The sequence below is a fragment of the Ruegeria sp. G12 genome (genome assembly GCF_056533565.1).
The window spans coordinates 105259-123176 of record NZ_JBQFOO010000011.1; the positions used below are offsets into that span (position 1 = coordinate 105259).

At 60.3% G+C, this 17918-nt stretch carries 19 protein-coding genes; 11 read left to right on the forward strand and 8 right to left on the reverse strand.

All coding sequences use genetic code 11. The features are described from left to right. The first annotated feature begins 163 nt into the window (after nucleotides 1–163). The 6 genes from ACR0JN_RS20490 (at nucleotide 164) to ACR0JN_RS20515 (ending at nucleotide 5127) form a co-directional block, all read left to right on the forward strand. On the forward strand, nucleotides 164–259 hold the full coding sequence (locus tag ACR0JN_RS20490; protein WP_224857982.1) for an isopropylmalate isomerase: 96 nt from the start codon (nucleotides 164–166) through the stop codon (nucleotides 257–259). Nucleotides 260–302: 43 nt separating this feature from the next. Next, nucleotides 303–1706, forward strand: coding sequence for a 3-isopropylmalate dehydratase large subunit (gene leuC, locus ACR0JN_RS20495; protein ID WP_480888333.1), 1404 nt, complete (start codon nucleotides 303–305; stop codon nucleotides 1704–1706). A gap of 38 nt (nucleotides 1707–1744) precedes the next feature. Beyond that, nucleotides 1745–2290, forward strand: coding sequence for an HdeD family acid-resistance protein (locus tag ACR0JN_RS20500; protein ID WP_480818578.1), 546 nt, complete (start codon nucleotides 1745–1747; stop codon nucleotides 2288–2290). Between the two features lie 42 nt (nucleotides 2291–2332). Then, complete coding sequence (leuD, locus tag ACR0JN_RS20505) at nucleotides 2333–2938, forward strand: 3-isopropylmalate dehydratase small subunit (protein WP_480888334.1); 606 nt, start codon at nucleotides 2333–2335, stop codon at nucleotides 2936–2938. Between the two features lie 333 nt (nucleotides 2939–3271). Then, a complete protein-coding gene (locus ACR0JN_RS20510; protein WP_480888335.1) occupies nucleotides 3272–4099 on the forward strand; it encodes a hypothetical protein in 828 nt (275 codons plus the stop codon). Further along, the gene (locus tag ACR0JN_RS20515) at nucleotides 4096–5127 is read left to right on the forward strand and encodes an endonuclease/exonuclease/phosphatase family protein (RefSeq protein ID WP_480888336.1); all 1032 of its coding nucleotides are present in this window, start codon (nucleotides 4096–4098) and stop codon (nucleotides 5125–5127) included. Before ACR0JN_RS20510 ends, ACR0JN_RS20515 begins: the two co-directional genes overlap by 4 nt. Nucleotides 5128–5138: 11 nt before the next feature. Here the strand turns inward: ACR0JN_RS20515 and ACR0JN_RS20520 are convergent, their stop codons facing one another. Beyond that, a complete protein-coding gene (locus ACR0JN_RS20520) occupies nucleotides 5139–5666 on the reverse strand; it encodes a redoxin domain-containing protein (protein ID WP_480888337.1) in 528 nt (175 codons plus the stop codon). A 90-nt stretch (nucleotides 5667–5756) separates the two neighbouring features. On the opposite strand from ACR0JN_RS20520, the gene leuB reads away from it, so the two are divergent. Next, nucleotides 5757–6860 (forward strand): 3-isopropylmalate dehydrogenase, encoded by a 1104-nt coding sequence (gene leuB / locus ACR0JN_RS20525; RefSeq protein WP_480888338.1) that lies wholly within the window; start codon nucleotides 5757–5759, stop codon nucleotides 6858–6860. A 45-nt stretch (nucleotides 6861–6905) separates the two neighbouring features. On the opposite strand, the gene ACR0JN_RS20530 is transcribed toward leuB, so the two are convergent. After that, nucleotides 6906–9089, reverse strand: a complete 2184-nt coding sequence (locus ACR0JN_RS20530; protein WP_480888339.1) for a transglycosylase domain-containing protein — start codon at nucleotides 9087–9089, stop codon at nucleotides 6906–6908. 260 nt (nucleotides 9090–9349) lie between these two features. Here ACR0JN_RS20530 and ACR0JN_RS20535 point away from each other — a divergent pair, with 260 nt between their 5' ends. From ACR0JN_RS20535 to ACR0JN_RS20545, 3 genes are all read left to right on the forward strand, one after another. Beyond that, nucleotides 9350–9688, forward strand: a complete 339-nt coding sequence (locus ACR0JN_RS20535; protein WP_480656621.1) for a P-II family nitrogen regulator — start codon at nucleotides 9350–9352, stop codon at nucleotides 9686–9688. Nucleotides 9689–9723: 35 nt separating this feature from the next. After that, complete coding sequence (locus ACR0JN_RS20540; protein ID WP_480888340.1) at nucleotides 9724–11049, forward strand: ammonium transporter; 1326 nt, start codon at nucleotides 9724–9726, stop codon at nucleotides 11047–11049. A gap of 140 nt (nucleotides 11050–11189) precedes the next feature. Beyond that, complete coding sequence (locus ACR0JN_RS20545; RefSeq protein ID WP_480888341.1) at nucleotides 11190–11534, forward strand: hypothetical protein; 345 nt, start codon at nucleotides 11190–11192, stop codon at nucleotides 11532–11534. A 68-nt stretch (nucleotides 11535–11602) separates the two neighbouring features. On the opposite strand, the gene ACR0JN_RS20550 is transcribed toward ACR0JN_RS20545, so the two are convergent. The 4 genes from ACR0JN_RS20550 to ACR0JN_RS20565 form a co-directional block, all read right to left on the reverse strand. After that, nucleotides 11603–12787, reverse strand: coding sequence for an amino acid aminotransferase (locus ACR0JN_RS20550; RefSeq protein WP_480888342.1), 1185 nt, complete (start codon nucleotides 12785–12787; stop codon nucleotides 11603–11605). Beyond that, nucleotides 12787–13641 (reverse strand): 3-mercaptopyruvate sulfurtransferase, encoded by an 855-nt coding sequence (gene sseA, locus ACR0JN_RS20555; RefSeq protein WP_480888343.1) that lies wholly within the window; start codon nucleotides 13639–13641, stop codon nucleotides 12787–12789. Before sseA ends, ACR0JN_RS20550 begins: the two co-directional genes overlap by 1 nt. Nucleotides 13642–13720: 79 nt before the next feature. Then, nucleotides 13721–13990, reverse strand: coding sequence for a CBU_0592 family membrane protein (locus tag ACR0JN_RS20560; protein WP_480888344.1), 270 nt, complete (start codon nucleotides 13988–13990; stop codon nucleotides 13721–13723). A gap of 33 nt (nucleotides 13991–14023) precedes the next feature. Then, nucleotides 14024–14578: a helix-turn-helix domain-containing protein gene (locus tag ACR0JN_RS20565; RefSeq protein ID WP_480888345.1), complete on the reverse strand. Its 555-nt coding sequence runs from the start codon at nucleotides 14576–14578 to the stop codon at nucleotides 14024–14026. A 106-nt stretch (nucleotides 14579–14684) separates the two neighbouring features. On the opposite strand from ACR0JN_RS20565, the gene ilvD reads away from it, so the two are divergent. Next, the gene (ilvD, locus tag ACR0JN_RS20570; RefSeq protein WP_480888346.1) at nucleotides 14685–16517 is read left to right on the forward strand and encodes a dihydroxy-acid dehydratase; all 1833 of its coding nucleotides are present in this window, start codon (nucleotides 14685–14687) and stop codon (nucleotides 16515–16517) included. Between the two features lie 93 nt (nucleotides 16518–16610). Here the strand turns inward: ilvD and ACR0JN_RS20575 are convergent, their stop codons facing one another. Then, on the reverse strand, nucleotides 16611–16991 hold the full coding sequence (locus ACR0JN_RS20575) for a hypothetical protein (protein WP_480888347.1): 381 nt from the start codon (nucleotides 16989–16991) through the stop codon (nucleotides 16611–16613). Between the two features lie 96 nt (nucleotides 16992–17087). Next, nucleotides 17088–17906 (reverse strand): sulfotransferase family protein, encoded by an 819-nt coding sequence (locus ACR0JN_RS20580; protein WP_480888348.1) that lies wholly within the window; start codon nucleotides 17904–17906, stop codon nucleotides 17088–17090. Between the last annotated feature and the right edge of the window lie 12 nt (nucleotides 17907–17918).

Genomic DNA, 17918 nt, shown 5'->3' on the forward strand with positions numbered 1-17918 from the left:
ATCCCCGACGCTGGGACACTTACAAGGTAACAAGCGCCCCATGACATTTCAATGAACGCGCGCAGAGCGCTCGCACGAATGTGCCCTGATGGCATCTGCGGGCGCGCGCGGGACCTTGATAGATTCGACCAGTGTCTATATCTGAACCGGCATGAGACTCAATGTGGCCCAAGAACAGAATCTGGAAGACCGCGCGCGTTTGCGCGAACGGTTCTTTGGTGCCGCCCGCACGGTCCTGGCGCGCCTACCCGTCGCCTGAGCCAACTCGCCAGCTATTTCTCATTACACACGGGAGAGGACCAATGTCCCCCAAAACACTCTATGACAAGATCTGGGACGCCCATGTCGCGCATGAAGCCGATGATGGCACCTGCCTGCTTTATATCGACCGCCACCTGGTGCACGAAGTCACTAGCCCGCAAGCCTTCGAGGGTCTGCGCATGGCAGGCCGAAACGTGCGCGCGCCGGAGAAAACCATCGCGGTGCCGGACCACAACGTGCCCACCACGCCGGACCGCGCGAACGGGATCGAAAACCCTGAATCGCGCATTCAGGTCGAGGCACTGGACAAGAACGCCAAGGATTTCGGCATTCACTACTACCCGGTGAATGACGTCCGTCAGGGCATCGTCCACATCGTCGGCCCCGAACAGGGCTGGACCCTGCCAGGCATGACCGTGGTCTGCGGCGACAGCCACACTGCCACCCACGGTGCGTTCGGCGCGCTGGCCCATGGTATCGGGACGTCTGAGGTTGAACACGTTCTGGCCACGCAGACACTGATCCAGAAGAAATCCAAGAACATGAAGGTCGAGATCACCGGCAAACTGCAGCCGGGCGTGACCGCCAAGGACATCACTCTTGCCGTGATCGGTGAAACCGGTACCGCTGGCGGCACCGGCTATGTCATCGAATATTGCGGCGAAGCGATCCGGGATCTGTCGATGGAAGGCCGCATGACCGTCTGCAACATGGCCATCGAAGGCGGTGCCCGCGCGGGCCTGATCGCGCCGGATGAGACCACCTTTGAATACGTTAAAGGCCGCCCCCACGCCCCGAAAGGCGCGCAATGGGAAGCGGCGATGGACTGGTGGAGAACGCTTTACACCGATGACGGGGCGCATTTCGACAAGGTCGTGACCCTGCGCGGCGAAGATATCGCGCCGGTCGTCACATGGGGCACCAGCCCCGAGGACGTTCTGCCGATCACCGCTACTGTGCCACACCCCGAAGATTTCGAAGGCGGCAAGGTCGATGCGGCCCGCCGGTCTATCGAGTATATGGGTCTGGAAGCCGGCCAAAAGCTGAGCGATGTCGAGGTCGACACCGTCTTTATCGGGTCCTGCACCAATGGCCGCATCGAAGACCTTCGCGCCGCGGCGGAAATCCTGAAGGGCAAGAAGATCAAGGATGGCATGCGCGCCATGGTCGTTCCGGGCTCGGGTCTTGTTCGGGCGCAGGCCGAGGAAGAAGGTCTGGCCGACATCTTCAAAGAGGCCGGGTTCGAATGGCGTCTGGCCGGGTGCTCAATGTGTCTGGCGATGAACCCCGATCAATTGCAACCGGGCGAGCGCTGTGCCGCGACCTCGAACCGCAACTTCGAAGGGCGTCAGGGGCGCGGCGGGCGCACTCATTTGCTGAGCCCCGCCATGGCAGCCGCAGCGGCACTCACAGGACGTCTTACGGACGTTCGTGAACTGATGTAAGAAGCTCTCATATCTAGATATTTGATGGAGAGACAAACATGAGTGATTGGGTCAAATGGCTGCTGCTGGGACTTCTGTCCATAGCATTCGGCGTATTCGTGCTGGGTGCACCGGTGGTGGCATCCGTGGCCGTGACCGTTGTGACCGGCGTGCTGCTGCTGATTTCAGGCGTGCTGCAGGTCGTCGGCGGCTTCACGGTTGAAGGCACCGGCAACAAGATCCTGTCGCTCATCATGGGTGCGGTCATGCTGTTTCTGGGTTGGTCCTTTCTGGGCCATCCGCTGCAGGGCACGCTGACGCTGGCGACTGTGATGCTGATCCTGTTCATGGCAGGCGGCATCGCGCGGGTCATCCTGTCGTTCCAGATGAAAGGCACGCAGTTCTTCTGGCCCACGCTGATCTCGGGCATCCTGTCGATCGTGCTGGCCGGTATCATCTGGTCTTACGCGGCAGCAGAACCGGCAGCCTTGCTGAGCCTTCTGGGCATCCTGCTGGGCATCGAGATGCTGTTCAACGGGTTCGGCCTGATCTTCATGGCGTTCTTCGTCAAGAACGCACCCAAAGACGAAACCAAAGAAGCTTAAACGCAGGGCATGGGCGCGGCCCTCTCCTGCAGGAGTGTAGAGATGGAAAAGTTCGAAAAAGTCCACGGGGTGGCCGCCCCGATGCCGCTGATCAATATCGACACCGATATGATCATTCCCAAAGTGCACCTGAAAACCATCAAACGGTCCGGTCTTGGCGTCGTGCTGTTTGACGAGATGCGTTACCACGATGACGGCCAGGAAAACGAAGATTTCGTTCTGAACAAACCCGCCTATCGCAACACCGAGATTCTGGTGGCAGGCGACAATTTCGGCTGCGGCTCGTCGCGGGAACATGCGCCCTGGGCGATCAAGGATTTCGGCATCAAGGTGGTGATCTCGACCAGCTTCGCCGACATCTTCTTCAACAACTGCTTCAAGAACGGCATCCTGCCCATCGTGGTCGAGGAAGAGCATCACGTGATCCTGATGGAAGACGCGCATAAGGGCGAAAACGCCCGCATGACCGTTCATCTGGAAGATCAGCAGATTACAACTTCTGATGGAGTGGTGATCGAATTCGATATCGACCCCCATCGCAAGCACTGCCTGCTGAACGGTCTGGATGATATCGGGCTGACGATGGAAAAAGACCATCACATCGACAAGTTTGAAGATCACGCAAGTCAAGCCCGTCCCTGGGTGTGATTCTCAACCGAATCTGTGGATACTCAACCTAACGGGGTCGCCTTGGCGGCCCCGTTCGCATTCTTGGGGTTGATTTTTGGAAAACCACAACATCTTGGTATCAATTTGAGATACACGTCGAATTTGCGTCCAAAATGATGCAATCTCGCACCAGTTGCGCCCTCATTTTGCCTGAATTCCCGTGTTTTCTGCACCCTGGCTTGAGCGAAATGCCGCTTATCGTTCATCTTGACGTTAACGAGAGGCAACCGTCACACGAAAAGACGCGGCGGGCACAGGTTGGAAGCGAGTCGGCGCAGAATCGACCGCTCCGGTTTGAAAAGGGTTCGGATAGTGATTGCGCGCACAACTGGGGCGGCGATACGCGGAATACTGGTGGCACTGATGGTGCTGACCCCTGCGTTGTACCTGCCGGTAACATCGACGAACGGGACCGAGATCGTGGTCTTCCTCGCGATCTTTGCGTTTATCCTGACCTTTGCCGAATACAACTCTGCCTTCCCCAGTTTCATCGAATTCCGCGACGCACCGCCGGTCAACCGCCTGCGCTTTGTCGGCCTGATGACCATGGTCACCTGTCTGACGCTGATCTGCAAAAACGTGTACGAGCCGACACAACTAACCTCGATGTTCTATGCAATAGGGCTCGGCGTCGCCAATCTGGCCGATTTCCCCTATTCGCCGATCCGCCTGATCGTGCTGATGCTGCCTGCGGATGCAAGCCAGCCGCTGGTTGAATTGGTCCGGATTTCCGCCAGCGTCGCCTATGTTGCGGCCTTGGTGACAATCGCCACCTTTGCCTATGCGGTGAAACTGCGCGGCTGGCCCACCGGAAACGGCGCGTTCAACGTCTGGACCAACCTGCCTCTGTTCGACCCGACCAAGGGCGGCGATGTGGTGGCGCGGCTGCAGCGGGACGGGCGGCTGAATATCTGCATCGGCATCCTGATCCCGTTTTTGATCCCGGCGGTCACCAAACTGCTGGCTCATTTTGTTCCGATCTCGCTCAACAACCCGCAGACCCTGATCTGGGCCATGAGCGCCTGGGCCTTCCTGCCCGCCAGCATGATCATGCGCGGCATGGCGACCCTGCGCATTGCCAACCTGATCGTTGAAAAGCGCCGGGCCTACTCGACCACCGAGTCCACTCAAACCGCATGATCCGCGCCCTTTTCCTGCTGCTGCTTCCCTTCGCAGCACAGGCCGACGTGCTGCGCGTTGCCACATTCAACACGGAACTCAGCCGCAAAGGCCCCGGCCTGCTGCTGCGCGATATCCAGCGCGGCGATGCGCAAGTTCAGGCCGTGGTCGATGTACTGGCCGAGGTGCGGCCGGACATTGTCGCGCTACAGGGCATCGACTGGGACTTTGAGGGGCTGGCGGTTGCGGCCCTGTCCGACAGGCTACGCGACGCGGGGCTGGATTATCCTTACAGCTATACCGCGCAGCCCAATTCAGGGCTTGAGACCACCCTCGATCTGGACGGCGACGGGCGCACCCACGGGCCGGGCGATGCGCAGGGCTGGGGGCAGTTCACCGGTCAGGGCGGGCTGGCCGTCTTGTCCCGCCATGAGGTTCTGAGACCCGAGGTTCAGGACCACAGCGCGCGGCTCTGGCGGGACCTGCCCGACGCGACCCTGCCCATCCAGGGCGGCGCGCCCTTCCCGTCGGCAGAGGCGCAGGTCCACCAACGCCTGTCCTCGGCCGTCCATTGGATAGTGCCCATCCGGACCCCCGGCGGGCGTTTGGACCTGATGACCTTTCACGCCGCCCCGCCGGTCTTTGACGGGCCCGAGGATCGCAATGGGCTGCGCAACCGGGATGAAATCCGGTTCTGGTCGCTGCTGCTGGACGGCAGGCTGGGTCCGGCCCCGGCCAGCCCCTTCGTGATCGCCGGAGACGCCAATCTGGACCCGCAGCACGGCGAAGGGCACAAGGCAGCCATCCGCATTCTGCTGTCCGACACGCGCCTGCAGGACCCCAAACCGACAGACGCGGCGGGGTCAGGGGCGACCGTCCACTGGAAAGCGGTCGGAGAGATGCGCGTCGATTACGTCCTGCCCTCGGCGAATGTGCCGGTTGTCGGGTCGGGCGTGTTCTGGCCGGACACAGAGTCCGAACACCGCCCAAGCGCGGAACGCGCCAGCCGTCACCGGCTGGTTTGGGTCGACATTCAGATCGGCGAGTAACGCTGAATGAATCACAGTGCCCCGGTATAGGTTCCCCGCGCAGGGTAGTTATTGCCAAGCGTGAATTTCAGACCACCAACAATATCCGACGTTGCCGGACGCCCGAACGGAGTCGTCTGCTGCCACGCGTAATACAGCGTCCGGTCCGGCGCGATGTAGAAATGTCCGGGTTCAGCAAAGAAATCAGGCTCGGAGCTGCCCTCGCGCGCGGTTGAGATATTCAGGCCCCAATCCTCGCGCGCGTCAGACAGCGGCAGGCTGTGGCCGATCCGCACTCGTGACGCACCGGCCTTTTCGGCGGTCTCTGCCGCGCGCGGGCCGGTGTCGGTGGTGATCATGACGACCTCGACACCCAGTTCAGCGAAATCGTCCAGCGCGGCATCGACCTCGGTCATCTGTTTGACGCAGATCGGGCAATGCAACCCGCGATACTGAATCACCAGCGTTCCGTTTTCGCCCGCATCGCGGTCCAGATCGAACTCACCATGCGCCACGGTTTCGATTTTCAGCGCGGGGACGGGTTTTCCGGGTATCAACATGTGTTTCCTCGTGATTTGGCGGGTTCGTCTCATTGACCCGATGCGGCTCAGACGCTAGGGCCTTTGCGACGAAACGCAAGGAGACCGTTCATGTCCAACCCCTCGCTCCTCATCCTGCCCGGAGACGGAATTGGCCCCGAAGTCATGACCGAAGTGCGCAAAATCATCGATTGGTTCGGCACCAATCGCGGTCTTCACTTTGACGTGAGCGAGGATCTTGTCGGCGGCGCGGCCTATGACGCGCATGGCAAGCCGCTGTCGGATGAGACGATGGAAAAGGCACATGCGGCCGACGCCGTGCTGCTGGGTGCCGTGGGCGGCCCGAAATACGATGATCTGGATTTCAGCGTAAAGCCCGAACGCGGCCTGCTGCGCCTGCGCAAGGAAATGGACCTCTATTCCAACCTGCGTCCGGCCCAGTGCTTTGACGCGCTGGCTGATTTTTCCTCGCTGAAGAAAGACGTCGTGGCCGGTCTGGACATCATGATCGTGCGCGAACTGACCTCGGGCGTTTATTTTGGCGAGCCCCGCGGGATTTTCGAAGAAGGCAATGAACGCGTGGGCATCAACACCCAGCGTTACACCGAATCCGAGATCGAACGCGCCGCGCGCTCGGCCTTTGAATTGGCAATGCGTCGGAACAAAAAGGTCTGCTCGATGGAGAAGGCCAATGTGATGGAATCGGGCATCCTGTGGCGCGAGGTCGTCGACCGTGTGGCGCAGGATTACCCCGAGGTCGAAGTGACCCACATGTATGCCGACAACGGCGCGATGCAGTTGGTGCGTGCGCCCAAGCAGTTTGACGTGATCGTCACCGACAACCTGTTCGGCGACATCCTGTCGGATACGGCGGCGATGCTGACCGGCTCGCTGGGCATGCTGCCCTCGGCGTCGCTGGGCGCACCGATGGCCAATGGCCGCCCCAAGGCGATGTACGAACCGGTACATGGCTCGGCCCCCGATATCGCGGGTCAGGGCAAGGCCAACCCGATCGCCTGTATCCTCAGCTTTGCCATGGCGCTGCGCTACAGCTTTGATCAGGGCGAAGAAGCCGACCGTCTGGAAGCCGCGATCGAGAAGGTACTGGCCGATGGTGTCCGCACCGCCGACCTGCTGGCCGACGAAGGCGTCCAGCCCGTGTCCACCACCGAGATGGGCGACGCAATCATCGCGGCGTTGGACGAAAGCCTCTGAGTTGGAAATCAGGCGGCGTGCTTTGCGCCGCCTGACCGACCGGCCTCAGTTGCCAAAAATATCCTTGATCAGCTGATTCACCGCCCGCTCGAACCCGCCCTGACGGCGCTGCTGCCGTTTGGGCTGCGCGACCTGAACCGGCGGGGCCGGGGCGACCATCGGCAGGGGCGACGGCGTCATCCCTTCGGTCACGCGCAGCATGGTTTCCTTCCAAATTTCTGCGGGCAACCCGCCGCCGGTCACACCCGAAAGCGGCGTGTTGTCGTCATAGCCCATCCACACGCCCGCCACGTAATCCGCCGTAAACCCGATGAACCACGCATCGCGCGCGGCCTGAGTCGTCCCGGTTTTGCCCGCGACTTGCCAGCCCGGCAGTTTCGCACGCTGGCCGGTGCCTTCGGACACCACACGCTCCATCATCCAGGTCAGTTGCCGGGCCGCCGAGTCGTTGATGACCCGCTCGCCGATACCGGTGGTCGTAACCATAAGCGGCGCATCATCGCCCAGCAGTTTCAACTCGGTCAGGCCATAGGGTTCCACCGCCGAGCCACCATTCAGAATACCGGCATAAGCCCCTGTCATCTCGATCAGTGTGCTTTCGGATGCTCCCAGTGCCAGCGCGGGACCTTCGGCCAGATCGCTGGCGATGCCGAATCCGGCGGCAACCGTGCGAACGTTGTCCAGACCCGACATCTCGGCCACTTTCACGGCGGGAATGTTCAGCGAGTTCTTCAGCGCATCCGCCAGCGTCACGCGCCCGTAGAACTTGTTGGTGTAGTTCTTGGGGCACCACTGACCAGACCCCGGAATGTTGATGCAATAGGGTTCATCCACCACGATATCGAGCGGCGAATACCCCAGCTCCAGCGCGGTCGCATAAACGAAGGGCTTGAACGAAGACCCGGTCTGCCGCAGCGCCTGCGTGGCGCGGTTGAAGGCACCCGATACGCGCGTCTTGCGCCCGCCGACCATCCCCCGCACGGCACCATCCGCTGACATTACCACAATCGCGGCCTGTGCCTTGGACCCTTCGCGCACCTTTTCCTGGAAGATGAATTGCAGCGCTTCTTCTGCCGATTGCTGGATACGCTGATCCAGCGTGGTGCGGATCACCACGTCCTCGGTCGTGTTGCGGGTAAAGAACTCAGGCCCGCTGGCCATAACCCAATCGGCAAAATACCCGCCTGCGCGCGCCGCAGCAGCCTCGGACAACACCGCCGGGCGGCTGCGCGCCTCGCTGGCCTGCGCCGAGGTCAGATAACCCTGATCCTCCATCAACCCGACAACCAGCCGCGCCCGATCCTGCGAGCGTTGCAGGCTGTTGGTGGGCGCATAGCGCGTGGGGGCCACCAGAAGCCCGGCCATCATCGCCGCCTCGGACGGGGACACCTCGGCCGCCGATTTACCGAAATAGCGCTGGCTGGCTGCTTCGAACCCGCGCGTGCCCGAGCCCAGATAGGCGCGGTTCAGGTAGATGGTCAGAATCTCATCCTTGGAATACTTGACCTCCATCGCCATCGCATAGATCGCTTCCTTGGCCTTGCGCCACAGCGAGCCCTGACGGCAATCGGCCTCATAAGCGGCCTCGGATTCCCACTCCTCGGGCTCGTAGGGCACACCAAGACACAGCAGCTTGGCGGTCTGCTGGGTGATGGTCGACCCGCCATGGCCCGACAGTGGCCCGCGCCCTTCGCTCAGGTTGATGCGCACGGCGCTGGCAACCCCGCGCGGGCTGACACCGAAATGGCGGTAGAACCGCTTGTCCTCGGTCGCGACCACCGCGTTTTTCAGATGGGGTGAGACGGTATCCGCCGTGATCACCCCGCCAAACTGATCGCCGCGCCAGGCAAAGACCTTGCCATCGCGATCCAGCAGAGTGACCGACCCCCGCGCCCGCCCGTCCAGCAGCGAATCGACATCCGGCAGGGTCGTGTAGACGACGCCGACCGCCAGCGCGAGCAGCATCGCCGCCACCGCACCAACGCGCCAGGTCACGCCCCAGATCAGCCGCCAGATCCAGCGGAACAGACGGCGGAAAATCCCGCCTCCATTTCCACCCGAACGTCTGCGCGCCTTTTTGCGTGGCGTTTTGCGCGTCGCTTTTTTGCGGGCGGTGGATTTGTTGCCTGCCGGGTTCGCAGCACGTTTGGACGCCGCGGGCTTGCGCCCCTTCGGCGGGTATCTTTTATCCGCGACCAATGTCGGCTTGCGGCGCTTGGACTCAGTCATGCTCAAACTCTGCCCGATTGTGCTTTTGCACCACCATACCGTCAGGACGCGCCGGTGTTGAGGTGTGAAATACCTGTATTTGCCCCATAATATTTTGCCTTCTTTTTAAGCAAATCACATATTTTGTGCAAAAATTGTGCAACATCGCGCAATTTAGCCCCAAATTTCGACCCCGAAACCGTTCCCATAGGCAGTACATCGCGCTTTTTTCTGCAGGTGCAAAGTAAACCGGCCCGACCGGGGAACCAGAGGGGACTAACGTGAAACTGATCATTGCGACAATCAAGCCGTTCAAGCTCGAGGAGGTGCGCGAGGCACTGACCGATGCGGGCGTTCGCGGCATGATGGTAACTGAAATCAAGGGCTTCGGCTCGCAATCCGGTCACACCGAGATTTATCGCGGTGCCGAATATGCGGTGAACTTCGTGCCCAAGATCAAGCTCGAGATCGTGGTGCCTGCAACAATGGCTGACCAGATCGTCGAAACCATCACCAACACCGCCAAGACCGGAAAGATCGGCGACGGCAAGATTTTCGTCCTCGATGTCGAGCAGGCGCTGCGCGTGCGGACCGGGGAAACCAACGAGGAAGCGCTTTAAGCGCCCGCAACTCACACTCAATCCGAGGACTTGAAATGAACTTGATGAAATCTCTCATCCCTGCTGCCGCGATTGTCGCGCTGCCGCAGATGGGCCTTGCGCAAGAGGCCGCTGGCGGCGAGACCGCGCAGCACACGCAATACATCCTGACCTCGCTGCTGTTCCTGATGGGCGGCTTTCTGGTGTTCTGGATGGCAGCAGGCTTTGCCATGCTCGAAGCCGGTCTGGTGCGCTCGAAGAACGTGGCCATGCAGTTGGTCAAGAACATGGGCCTGTTTTCCTTTGCGGCCATCATGTACTGGCTGGTGGGCTTCAACCTAATGTATCCGGGCGACGGCTGGACCATCACCGGAATTCTGGGCGCGTTCTCGCCCACATCGCTGGAACCCGTGGGTCTGGAAGGTGTTGAAACCGACCTGTCCTATGCCAGCGTTGGGTCGGATTTCTTCTTCCAGCTGATGTTCTGCGCCACCACCGCCTCGATCGTCTCGGGCACCGTGGCCGAGCGTATTAAACTGTGGCCCTTCTTCATCTTCGTGATCGTCCTGACTGGGGTCATCTACCCGATTGAAGCGTCCTGGCAGTGGGGCGGCGGCTGGCTGTCCGAGATGGGCTTCAGCGATTTTGCAGGCTCGACTCTGGTCCACGCCGCAGGTGGTTTCGCAGCGCTGGCCGGTGCCATCGTGCTGGGCCCGCGTATCGGCAAGTATAACAAGGACGGCAAGGTTGTCCCGATCCCCGGTTCGAATCTGGCGCTGGCCACTTTGGGGACGTTCATCCTGTGGCTGGGTTGGTTCGGCTTCAACGGCGGCTCGCAACTGGCGATGGGCACCATCGGTGACATGGCCGATATCAGCCGCATCTTCGCCAACACCAACATGGCAGCCGCTGCCGGTGCTGTTGCCGCGCTGATCCTTACGCAAGTCATGTATGGCAAGGTCGACCTGACCATGGTGCTGAACGGTGCGCTGGCCGGTCTGGTCTCGATCACCGCTGAACCGCTGGCACCGTCGTTGTTCCAGGCGCTGATCATCGGTGCAATCGGTGGCGTGATCGTGGTCTACACCGTGCCGCTGCTGGACAAGATGAAGATCGACGACGTGGTCGGCGCGATCCCGGTTCACCTGATCGCTGGCTTCTGGGGCACCTTCATCGTGGCATGGACCAACGGTGACGCGTCCTTCGTGACCCAGATCATCGGCTTCGCGGCCATCGGGATCTTCGTCTTCGTGGTCAGCTTCATCCTGTTCTCGATCCTCAAGGCCACCGTCGGCCTGCGGGTTGGCGAAGAAGAAGAGATCAACGGTCTGGATATGGGCGAGCTGGGTATGGAAGCGTATCCTGAGTTCTCCAAGGGCTAAGGCCTGACTTAACCACTTGAAGGCCGGGCGTTCGCGCCCGGCTTTTTCTTTAAAGCAACCGTAATGCTTTCTTGGCAGTGCCCTTTCCAACAATTGGGTTTTGTGAAATCGTCAAACAAAGATCATTCGCTGGTTAGCTCATGGCACTTACTCCAAATCCCCGAGTTAAGCTCTCCCGGTTGCGGGATATTGGCTGGAATTTGTGGGACCCTATCGGTCTCTTAAGTTCCGAAGAAAATTGGGATGATGAGGAATGTCTACCTTTTGCCGACGAATATGATTCGTATCTGATTCTGGCGGCTGGTGAGATACGGAGGAACGCGGCTAGAGACGAAGTGATCGACTATCTGGTAGAAATTGAAACTAAGCATATGGGATTGAACGAAAGGCCCGATACGCGATCAAGGGCAGAACAGGTAGTCAATGCAATCTCCAATGATAACGAAATTTGGACATGGCCTAATGCGAAGGGACAGTTTCGCTGAACCACATCACAGGTTCTGATAGAACATTGGCCACAGATTACTCTGCGGCCAAGTCTCTAAAACTGGCTTCAGACCCCGACCTCCACAATCGCCTTGGCCAGGATCGGCACCGTGTTGGCGTTCAGCCCGGCGATGTTCAGGCGGCTATCGCCAACCATGTAGATGCCGTGATCGTTGCGCAGTTGCTCGACCAGTTCCGGGGCTGCGCCAAGGCGTGAGAACATACCGCGGTGCTGGGCGATGAAACCGAAGCGGTCCGATCCGCTCAGGCGTTGCAATTCGTCGGCCAGGTTCTGGCGCAGGCCCAGCATGGACAGGCGGACCTCTTCCAATTCTGCCGCCCAGTCGGCGCGCAGAGCGTCATCGTTCAGGATCGTGGTCACAACCCGCGCGCCGTGATCGGGCGGGAAGGAATAGTTCTGGCGGTTCAGGAAGGCCAGCGTCGACTGGTTCAGCGCGGTCTGCGCTGCATCATCGCTTATCGCCATCAACAGGCCAGTACGCTCACGATACACGCCGAAATTCTTCGAGCACGACGCCGCGATCAGGCAGCGCTTGACGGACGACGCCACCAGACGGGTCGCCTGCGCATCCTCCTCAAGCCCGTCGCCAAAGCCCTGATAGGCAATGTCGATCATCGCGACGAGGCCAAGCTCGTTGATGATGTTCACGACCTCCTGCCATTGGACCATGTTCAGGTTGGCCCCGGTCGGATTGTGGCAGCAGCCATGCAGCAGAACCACATCGCCCGGTTTGGCGGTTTTCAGGTCCGCGATCATGCCGTCGAAATCGACACCACGGGTTTCGCCATCGAAATAGCGGTACTGGACCACCTCCATCCCCAGATAGTTCAGGATCGACAGGTGGTTCGGCCAGGTCGGGTTCGACACGAAGACGCGGGCCTCAGGATTGGCCATGCGGATCATCTCGAACGCTTGCCGACAGGCACCGGTGCCGCCCGGGGTCGCCACGGCAGCGATGTTGGCACGCGGAACGGCATTGCCGAGGATCAGGCCGATCATCGCATCCGCATAGGCCGGATCACCGGCCAGCCCGGTATAGGCCTTGCTTTCCTGCTCTTCCAGAATGCGCTTTTCGGCGGTTTTGACGGCGCGCATCACCGGGGTCACGCCCTCGGCATTCTTGTAGACGCCCACGCCCAGGTCGATCTTTTGATCGCGCGGGTCGTCGCGGTACATCTGCATCAGCGCCAGGATCTTGTCGGCGGGCTGCGGTTTGAGGTTCTCGAACATCAGGTCTCTCCGGTTGCGACGGGCAGGGTCGGGAAGGCACCCCATTCAGCCCAGGAGCCGTCATAAAGCGAGTGGTCTTTCTTGCCCATGCGCTCGAGCGCAAGGCTGAGGACGGCGGCGGTCACGCCCGATCCGCAGGATGTGATCGCCGGTTTCGACAGATCGACCCCGGCGGCCTCGAACACGGCGCGGCAATCCTCGGGCGATTTCATCGTGCCGTTCTTGTTCAGCAAACTGCCGAAGGGCACGTTGCGTGCACCGGGAATATGGCCCGCCCGCAGCCCTTCGCGCGGCTCGGGCTCGGCCCCGGCAAAGCGGGTGGCCGCACGGGCGTCGATGATCTCATGATCGTTCAGCTTCGATGCCGCCGACACCTGCGTGACATCACGCACCAGATGGTTTTGTACGCGCACGGTCATGTGGCGGTCGCGGATCATCGGAGGCAGGTCCTCGACCTCTCGCCCTTCGGCCTGCCATTTAGGGAAGCCGCCATCCAGCACGGCCACGTTTTCCTGACCCATCAGACGGAACAGCCACCAGACCCGCGCCGCCGAGAACAGGCCCGCGCCGTCATAGACCACCACCTGATGCCCGTCGCCCACGCCCATCGCCCGCAGGCGCGACATGAATTTCTCGACCGGAGGGGCCATATGCGGCAGGTCCGAGCGGTGATCGGAAATCTCGTCAATATCGAAGAACCGCGCGCCGGGAATATGAGCCGCGTCGTATTCGGCCTTGGCATCCCGGTTCTGCGCGGGCAGATACCACGACCCGTCCAGAACCCGCAAATCCGGGTCCTTGAGATGGGCGGCAAGCCATTCGGTAGAAACGAGGGTTTTCGGATCGTCCTGCATCAAAGCCTCCCCAAAGCGCGCTTGGGTTTTCCCTATACGCGCGCGCATGCGGGTTCAAGGCTGGATGGGCGCAACGGGCCTAGCGGGCACGGCGCAGGCGGAAAAACTGGACAATGCCGATCAGACTGATCGCGATCCAGAAGCTTTCGATCAGCATTGAGGCGAGATTGAAATTCTCGAGCAGCGAATAGACGATCAGAACCGACCCCAGCAGGTTGACGACCGGAAAGGCCAGATCGTCGGAATTCATCATCCGCATCTGTGTGGCGAAATAGGCGGCGACCACGATCAATGCGCCAAAAGAGCCCACCGCATCCGCCAGCGTTAAAGTCTCAATGAAGTCCGCCATATCTGTCCCTGTTTCGATGCCACGCGAAGGGCTTTAACCCGCCGCGGCCTGCTGTCTGTAGTGATGCATGTTGAGGAACCGCGCCCCCTCGGCCCCGGCGCGATATCCATGCGGCAGGTCTGCCGCGAACCGCAAGCCCTGTCCGGCAGTCAACGCAACCCATTCACCGTCTCTCAGCACGTCCAACGTGCCGTCCAGAACAAAGACCTCTTCGGTCATGCCGGTTTCATGAGCGGATGAGTCGTGGCTTTGGTTCGGCGAAAGCTCCACGTGAAAGGTCTCGGCCCCCAGCGCGGGGTCAAAAGGAAAGACGATCTTGACCTGCAGGCTGCCGGGAAAGGTCACGGATTGGAACACGCCCGCATCCGCCGGGGCCCGCATCGCCGCCGCGCCGATCAGCGCGCTGAGCGGCAGTTGGAACCCTTTGGCGATCTTCCAAAGCGTTGCAATCGTGGGGCTGGATTCGCCGCGCTCGATCTGTCCCAGCATGGCTTTGCTGACGCCGGTCAGTTCCGACACTTTCGACAGGCTCAGCCCCGACGCGGCCCGCACGTCCCGCAGCTTCAGTGTAATATCGTCCGAGCTCATGTTCCCGTCCCGCGAATCCTCTTGTGCGTTATAGCGCACATGTGATACGTGCGCTATAACGCACAAACCCCGGATACCGCAACCGGAGCATTAGGGAAACAGCATCATGCCACTTTACCGATCCAGAACCTCGACCCATGGCCGCAACATGGCGGGCGCGCGCGGCCTGTGGCGCGCCACCGGTATGGGCGACGACGATTTCGGCAAGCCGATCATCGCCATCGTCAACTCGTTCACCCAGTTCGTGCCCGGTCACGTGCATCTGAAGGACCTCGGCCAGATGGTTGCGCGCGAGGTTGAGGCCGCTGGTGGCGTGGCGAAAGAGTTCAACACCATCGCCGTGGATGACGGCATCGCCATGGGCCATGACGGGATGCTGTATTCCCTGCCCTCGCGCGAGGTGATCGCGGATTCGGTTGAATACATGGTCAACGCGCACTGCGCCGATGCGATGGTCTGTATCTCGAACTGCGACAAGATCACGCCGGGGATGCTGATGGCCGCCATGCGCCTGAACATCCCGGCGATCTTTGTATCGGGCGGGCCGATGGAGGCGGGCAAGATCGACATCGAAGATCTGGACGTGAAAAAGATCGACCTTGTGGACGCGATGGTGGCCGCGGCGGACGACAAATATACCGACGAGCAAGTGAAACATATCGAGGAAAACGCCTGCCCGACCTGCGGTTCGTGCTCGGGTATGTTCACCGCGAACTCGATGAACTGTCTGGCCGAGGCGCTGGGTCTGGCCCTGCCCGGCAATGGCTCGACGCTGGCGACGCACTCGGACCGGAAAGAGCTGTTCCTTGAAGCCGGTCGCCGCATCGTCGAGATCACCAAACGGCATTACGATCTGGACGAGAAAGGCTTCCTGCCGCGCGAGATCGCCACGTTTGAAGCCTTCGAGAACGCCATGAGCCTCGATATCGCCATGGGCGGTTCCACCAACACCGTGCTGCACCTGCTGGCCATCGCGCATGAGGGCGAGGTGCATTTCAACATGTCAGACATGGACCGGCTGAGCCGTCAGGTGCCCTGCCTGTGCAAGGTCGCGCCCAACACCGAGAACGTGCATATGGAAGATGTGCACCGCGCCGGCGGCATCTTCTCAATCCTCGGTGAACTGAGCCGCGCCGGGCTGCTGCACGAGGACTGCCACACCGTGCATTCAGCCACGATGGGCGAAGCGATTGCCAATTGGGACATCAAGGTTGCGAACAACCCACGGGCACAGGACCTGTTCAAGGCCGCGCCCGGCGGCGTGCGCACGACTCAGGCGTTCAGCCAGTCGAACCGGTACAAGGAACTGGATACCGACCGCGAAGGCGGCGTGATCCGGTCCAAGGAGCACGCGTTCAGTCAGGATGGCGGCCTTGCGGTTCTGTTCGGCAATATCGCCCGCGACGGCTGTATCGTGAAAACCGCAGGCGTGGATGAAAACATCCTGAAATTCACCGGCTCGGCCTATGTCTGCGAAAGCCAGGATCAGGCGGTCAGCGATATCCTGACCGGCAAGGTGGTCGAGGGCGACGTGGTGGTGATCCGCTACGAAGGCCCGCGCGGCGGTCCGGGGATGCAGGAAATGCTGTACCCGACCTCATACCTGAAATCCAAAGGTCTGGGCAAAGCCTGCGCGCTGCTGACCGATGGACGGTTCTCAGGCGGTACGTCGGGCCTGTCGATCGGTCACGTCTCACCCGAAGCGGCCGAGGGTGGCGAGATCGGGCTGGTGCAAACCGGCGACAAGATCGAGATCGACATCCCCAACCGCACGATCCATCTGGCCGTCTCCGACGAAGACCTCGCCGCCCGCCGCGAGGAACAGGACGAAAAGGGCTGGCACCCCGCCGCGCCGCGAAAACGCAAGGTGTCCACGGCGCTCAAAGCCTATGCCAAGCTGACCACAAGTGCCGCCAAAGGGGCTGTGCGTCAGGTTTGAGTTAGAAAACCGCTCAACAAAAACGGTCCACCCATCCGGTGGGCTGTTTTTTCGTTTGCTGTACGGACATAGCCGCCGTTCGAGGCGTTGAACTTATTGCGATGAGCAACATAAGTCTGTCCGAATAACCACTCGGTCGCCCCAGTAAGTAATTTTGGGGGTGGGACAAATGTGCAACTCGAACCAGCAGTCCTCTAAACCTATCTCAGGCGTCGCCCATGCGAATCCGGAGAGTTTAAACTCGGGACCGTTCTGTTCTTTCACTTCAACAGGCCAAGCCTCTGTTTTTTCTCCATAAACCACATCAACGGAGTTTTGTCTTAATTGCTTCACTGTTAGTGTGTAGTTGCCATTGGGGAAATCAAACTTCAAAGTATGATTTCCAATCTCAGCGATGTCATCATCGTCAAAACGGTGCCATTTCTTCATGTCGTGATGTTGTTGAAGTGCGGTGTAATTAGCAAGTCCAATCAAGTACAAACTGGTTGAGCAAATTGGGCTCGTTGCAGACACTCAGATGCAAATCATGTTCTAAGCAGATGCACCCCTGCCGGGGTCACCCATTGCCCTTCAATCGCCCAGTTTGGCGTGCACCTCATCCAGATCAATCTCGCCCACCGGCATCTTGTTGGCGGGGTTCTCGAAATCGTATCTGAACAGTTCGAAATCCTGTTTGTAAATCTCGTAGACCAGATGCATCGACAGGTCGTCGAAGTAGTCCTCGACCGGATGCGCGCGTTTCGGGCCGTGGCCTTCGGATTCGTTGAAGCGCGGTATCTCGGACAGGGCTACCTTATGCGCCGTATCCACGTGATCGAGAACGCCCTGCATGCCGTCATTGAAGGCTTCGGTCCAGAAAATCCGGTCATACCGCCCGCCATTCACAATGAAGGTGGATACATGGCCCGACATGGCCGACCAGTGAATGTCCGGGTCCATCGGACGCCGCCAGCGGATGGTGTCGCGGGCAAACAGCAGGAACCGGCGGAAGCTGGCGATCTGGTCGAACTCACCCTTGCCGTCGTCGCCGCCAACCTCGATCCCGTAATTGTAGATCAGCGTCGGCACCAGATTGCCGCGATAACGTTTGCCGTTGCGCTGGATGCCGCAGATCTTGTCGAAAAACGAGCTTAGAATCCGGGTGTAAGGATTGCGCACACAGGTAAAGGAATACGAGGCATGGCTGCGCACATTGCTGGAAATCTGACCCTGACTGCCATCAAACGCCCATTTATGCATGCCATCCTTGGCATCATGAATGTCGCCGTCAAAAAACCGGCCATGATCCGAATAATACATGATCTGCCCGATGGTCGAGCAGGCACATTTCGGCACCACACGGTACACCATGCTTTCGCTCTCGGTCATCCAGGTGCCGGGAAAACCCATCTGCTGTGCCTC

What these genes read in the sequence shown, in the direction of transcription:
- leuC (WP_480888333.1), top strand. Translation starts at nt 303, where the DNA reads ATGTCCCCCAAAACACTCTATGACAAGATCTGGGACGCCCATGTCGCG.
- ACR0JN_RS20500 (WP_480818578.1), top strand. Translation starts at nt 1,745, where the DNA reads ATGAGTGATTGGGTCAAATGGCTGCTGCTGGGACTTCTGTCCATAGCA.
- leuD (WP_480888334.1), top strand. Translation starts at nt 2,333, where the DNA reads ATGGAAAAGTTCGAAAAAGTCCACGGGGTGGCCGCCCCGATGCCGCTG.
- ACR0JN_RS20515 (WP_480888336.1), top strand. Translation starts at nt 4,096, where the DNA reads ATGATCCGCGCCCTTTTCCTGCTGCTGCTTCCCTTCGCAGCACAGGCC.
- ACR0JN_RS20520 (WP_480888337.1), bottom strand. Translation starts at nt 5,666, where the DNA reads ATGTTGATACCCGGAAAACCCGTCCCCGCGCTGAAAATCGAAACCGTG.
- leuB (WP_480888338.1), top strand. Translation starts at nt 5,757, where the DNA reads ATGTCCAACCCCTCGCTCCTCATCCTGCCCGGAGACGGAATTGGCCCC.
- ACR0JN_RS20530 (WP_480888339.1), bottom strand. Translation starts at nt 9,089, where the DNA reads ATGACTGAGTCCAAGCGCCGCAAGCCGACATTGGTCGCGGATAAAAGA.
- ACR0JN_RS20540 (WP_480888340.1), top strand. Translation starts at nt 9,724, where the DNA reads ATGAACTTGATGAAATCTCTCATCCCTGCTGCCGCGATTGTCGCGCTG.
- ACR0JN_RS20545 (WP_480888341.1), top strand. Translation starts at nt 11,190, where the DNA reads ATGGCACTTACTCCAAATCCCCGAGTTAAGCTCTCCCGGTTGCGGGAT.
- ACR0JN_RS20550 (WP_480888342.1), bottom strand. Translation starts at nt 12,787, where the DNA reads ATGTTCGAGAACCTCAAACCGCAGCCCGCCGACAAGATCCTGGCGCTG.
- sseA (WP_480888343.1), bottom strand. Translation starts at nt 13,641, where the DNA reads ATGCAGGACGATCCGAAAACCCTCGTTTCTACCGAATGGCTTGCCGCC.
- ACR0JN_RS20560 (WP_480888344.1), bottom strand. Translation starts at nt 13,990, where the DNA reads ATGGCGGACTTCATTGAGACTTTAACGCTGGCGGATGCGGTGGGCTCT.
- ACR0JN_RS20565 (WP_480888345.1), bottom strand. Translation starts at nt 14,578, where the DNA reads ATGAGCTCGGACGATATTACACTGAAGCTGCGGGACGTGCGGGCCGCG.
- ilvD (WP_480888346.1), top strand. Translation starts at nt 14,685, where the DNA reads ATGCCACTTTACCGATCCAGAACCTCGACCCATGGCCGCAACATGGCG.
- ACR0JN_RS20580 (WP_480888348.1), bottom strand. Translation starts at nt 17,906, where the DNA reads ATGGGTTTTCCCGGCACCTGGATGACCGAGAGCGAAAGCATGGTGTAC.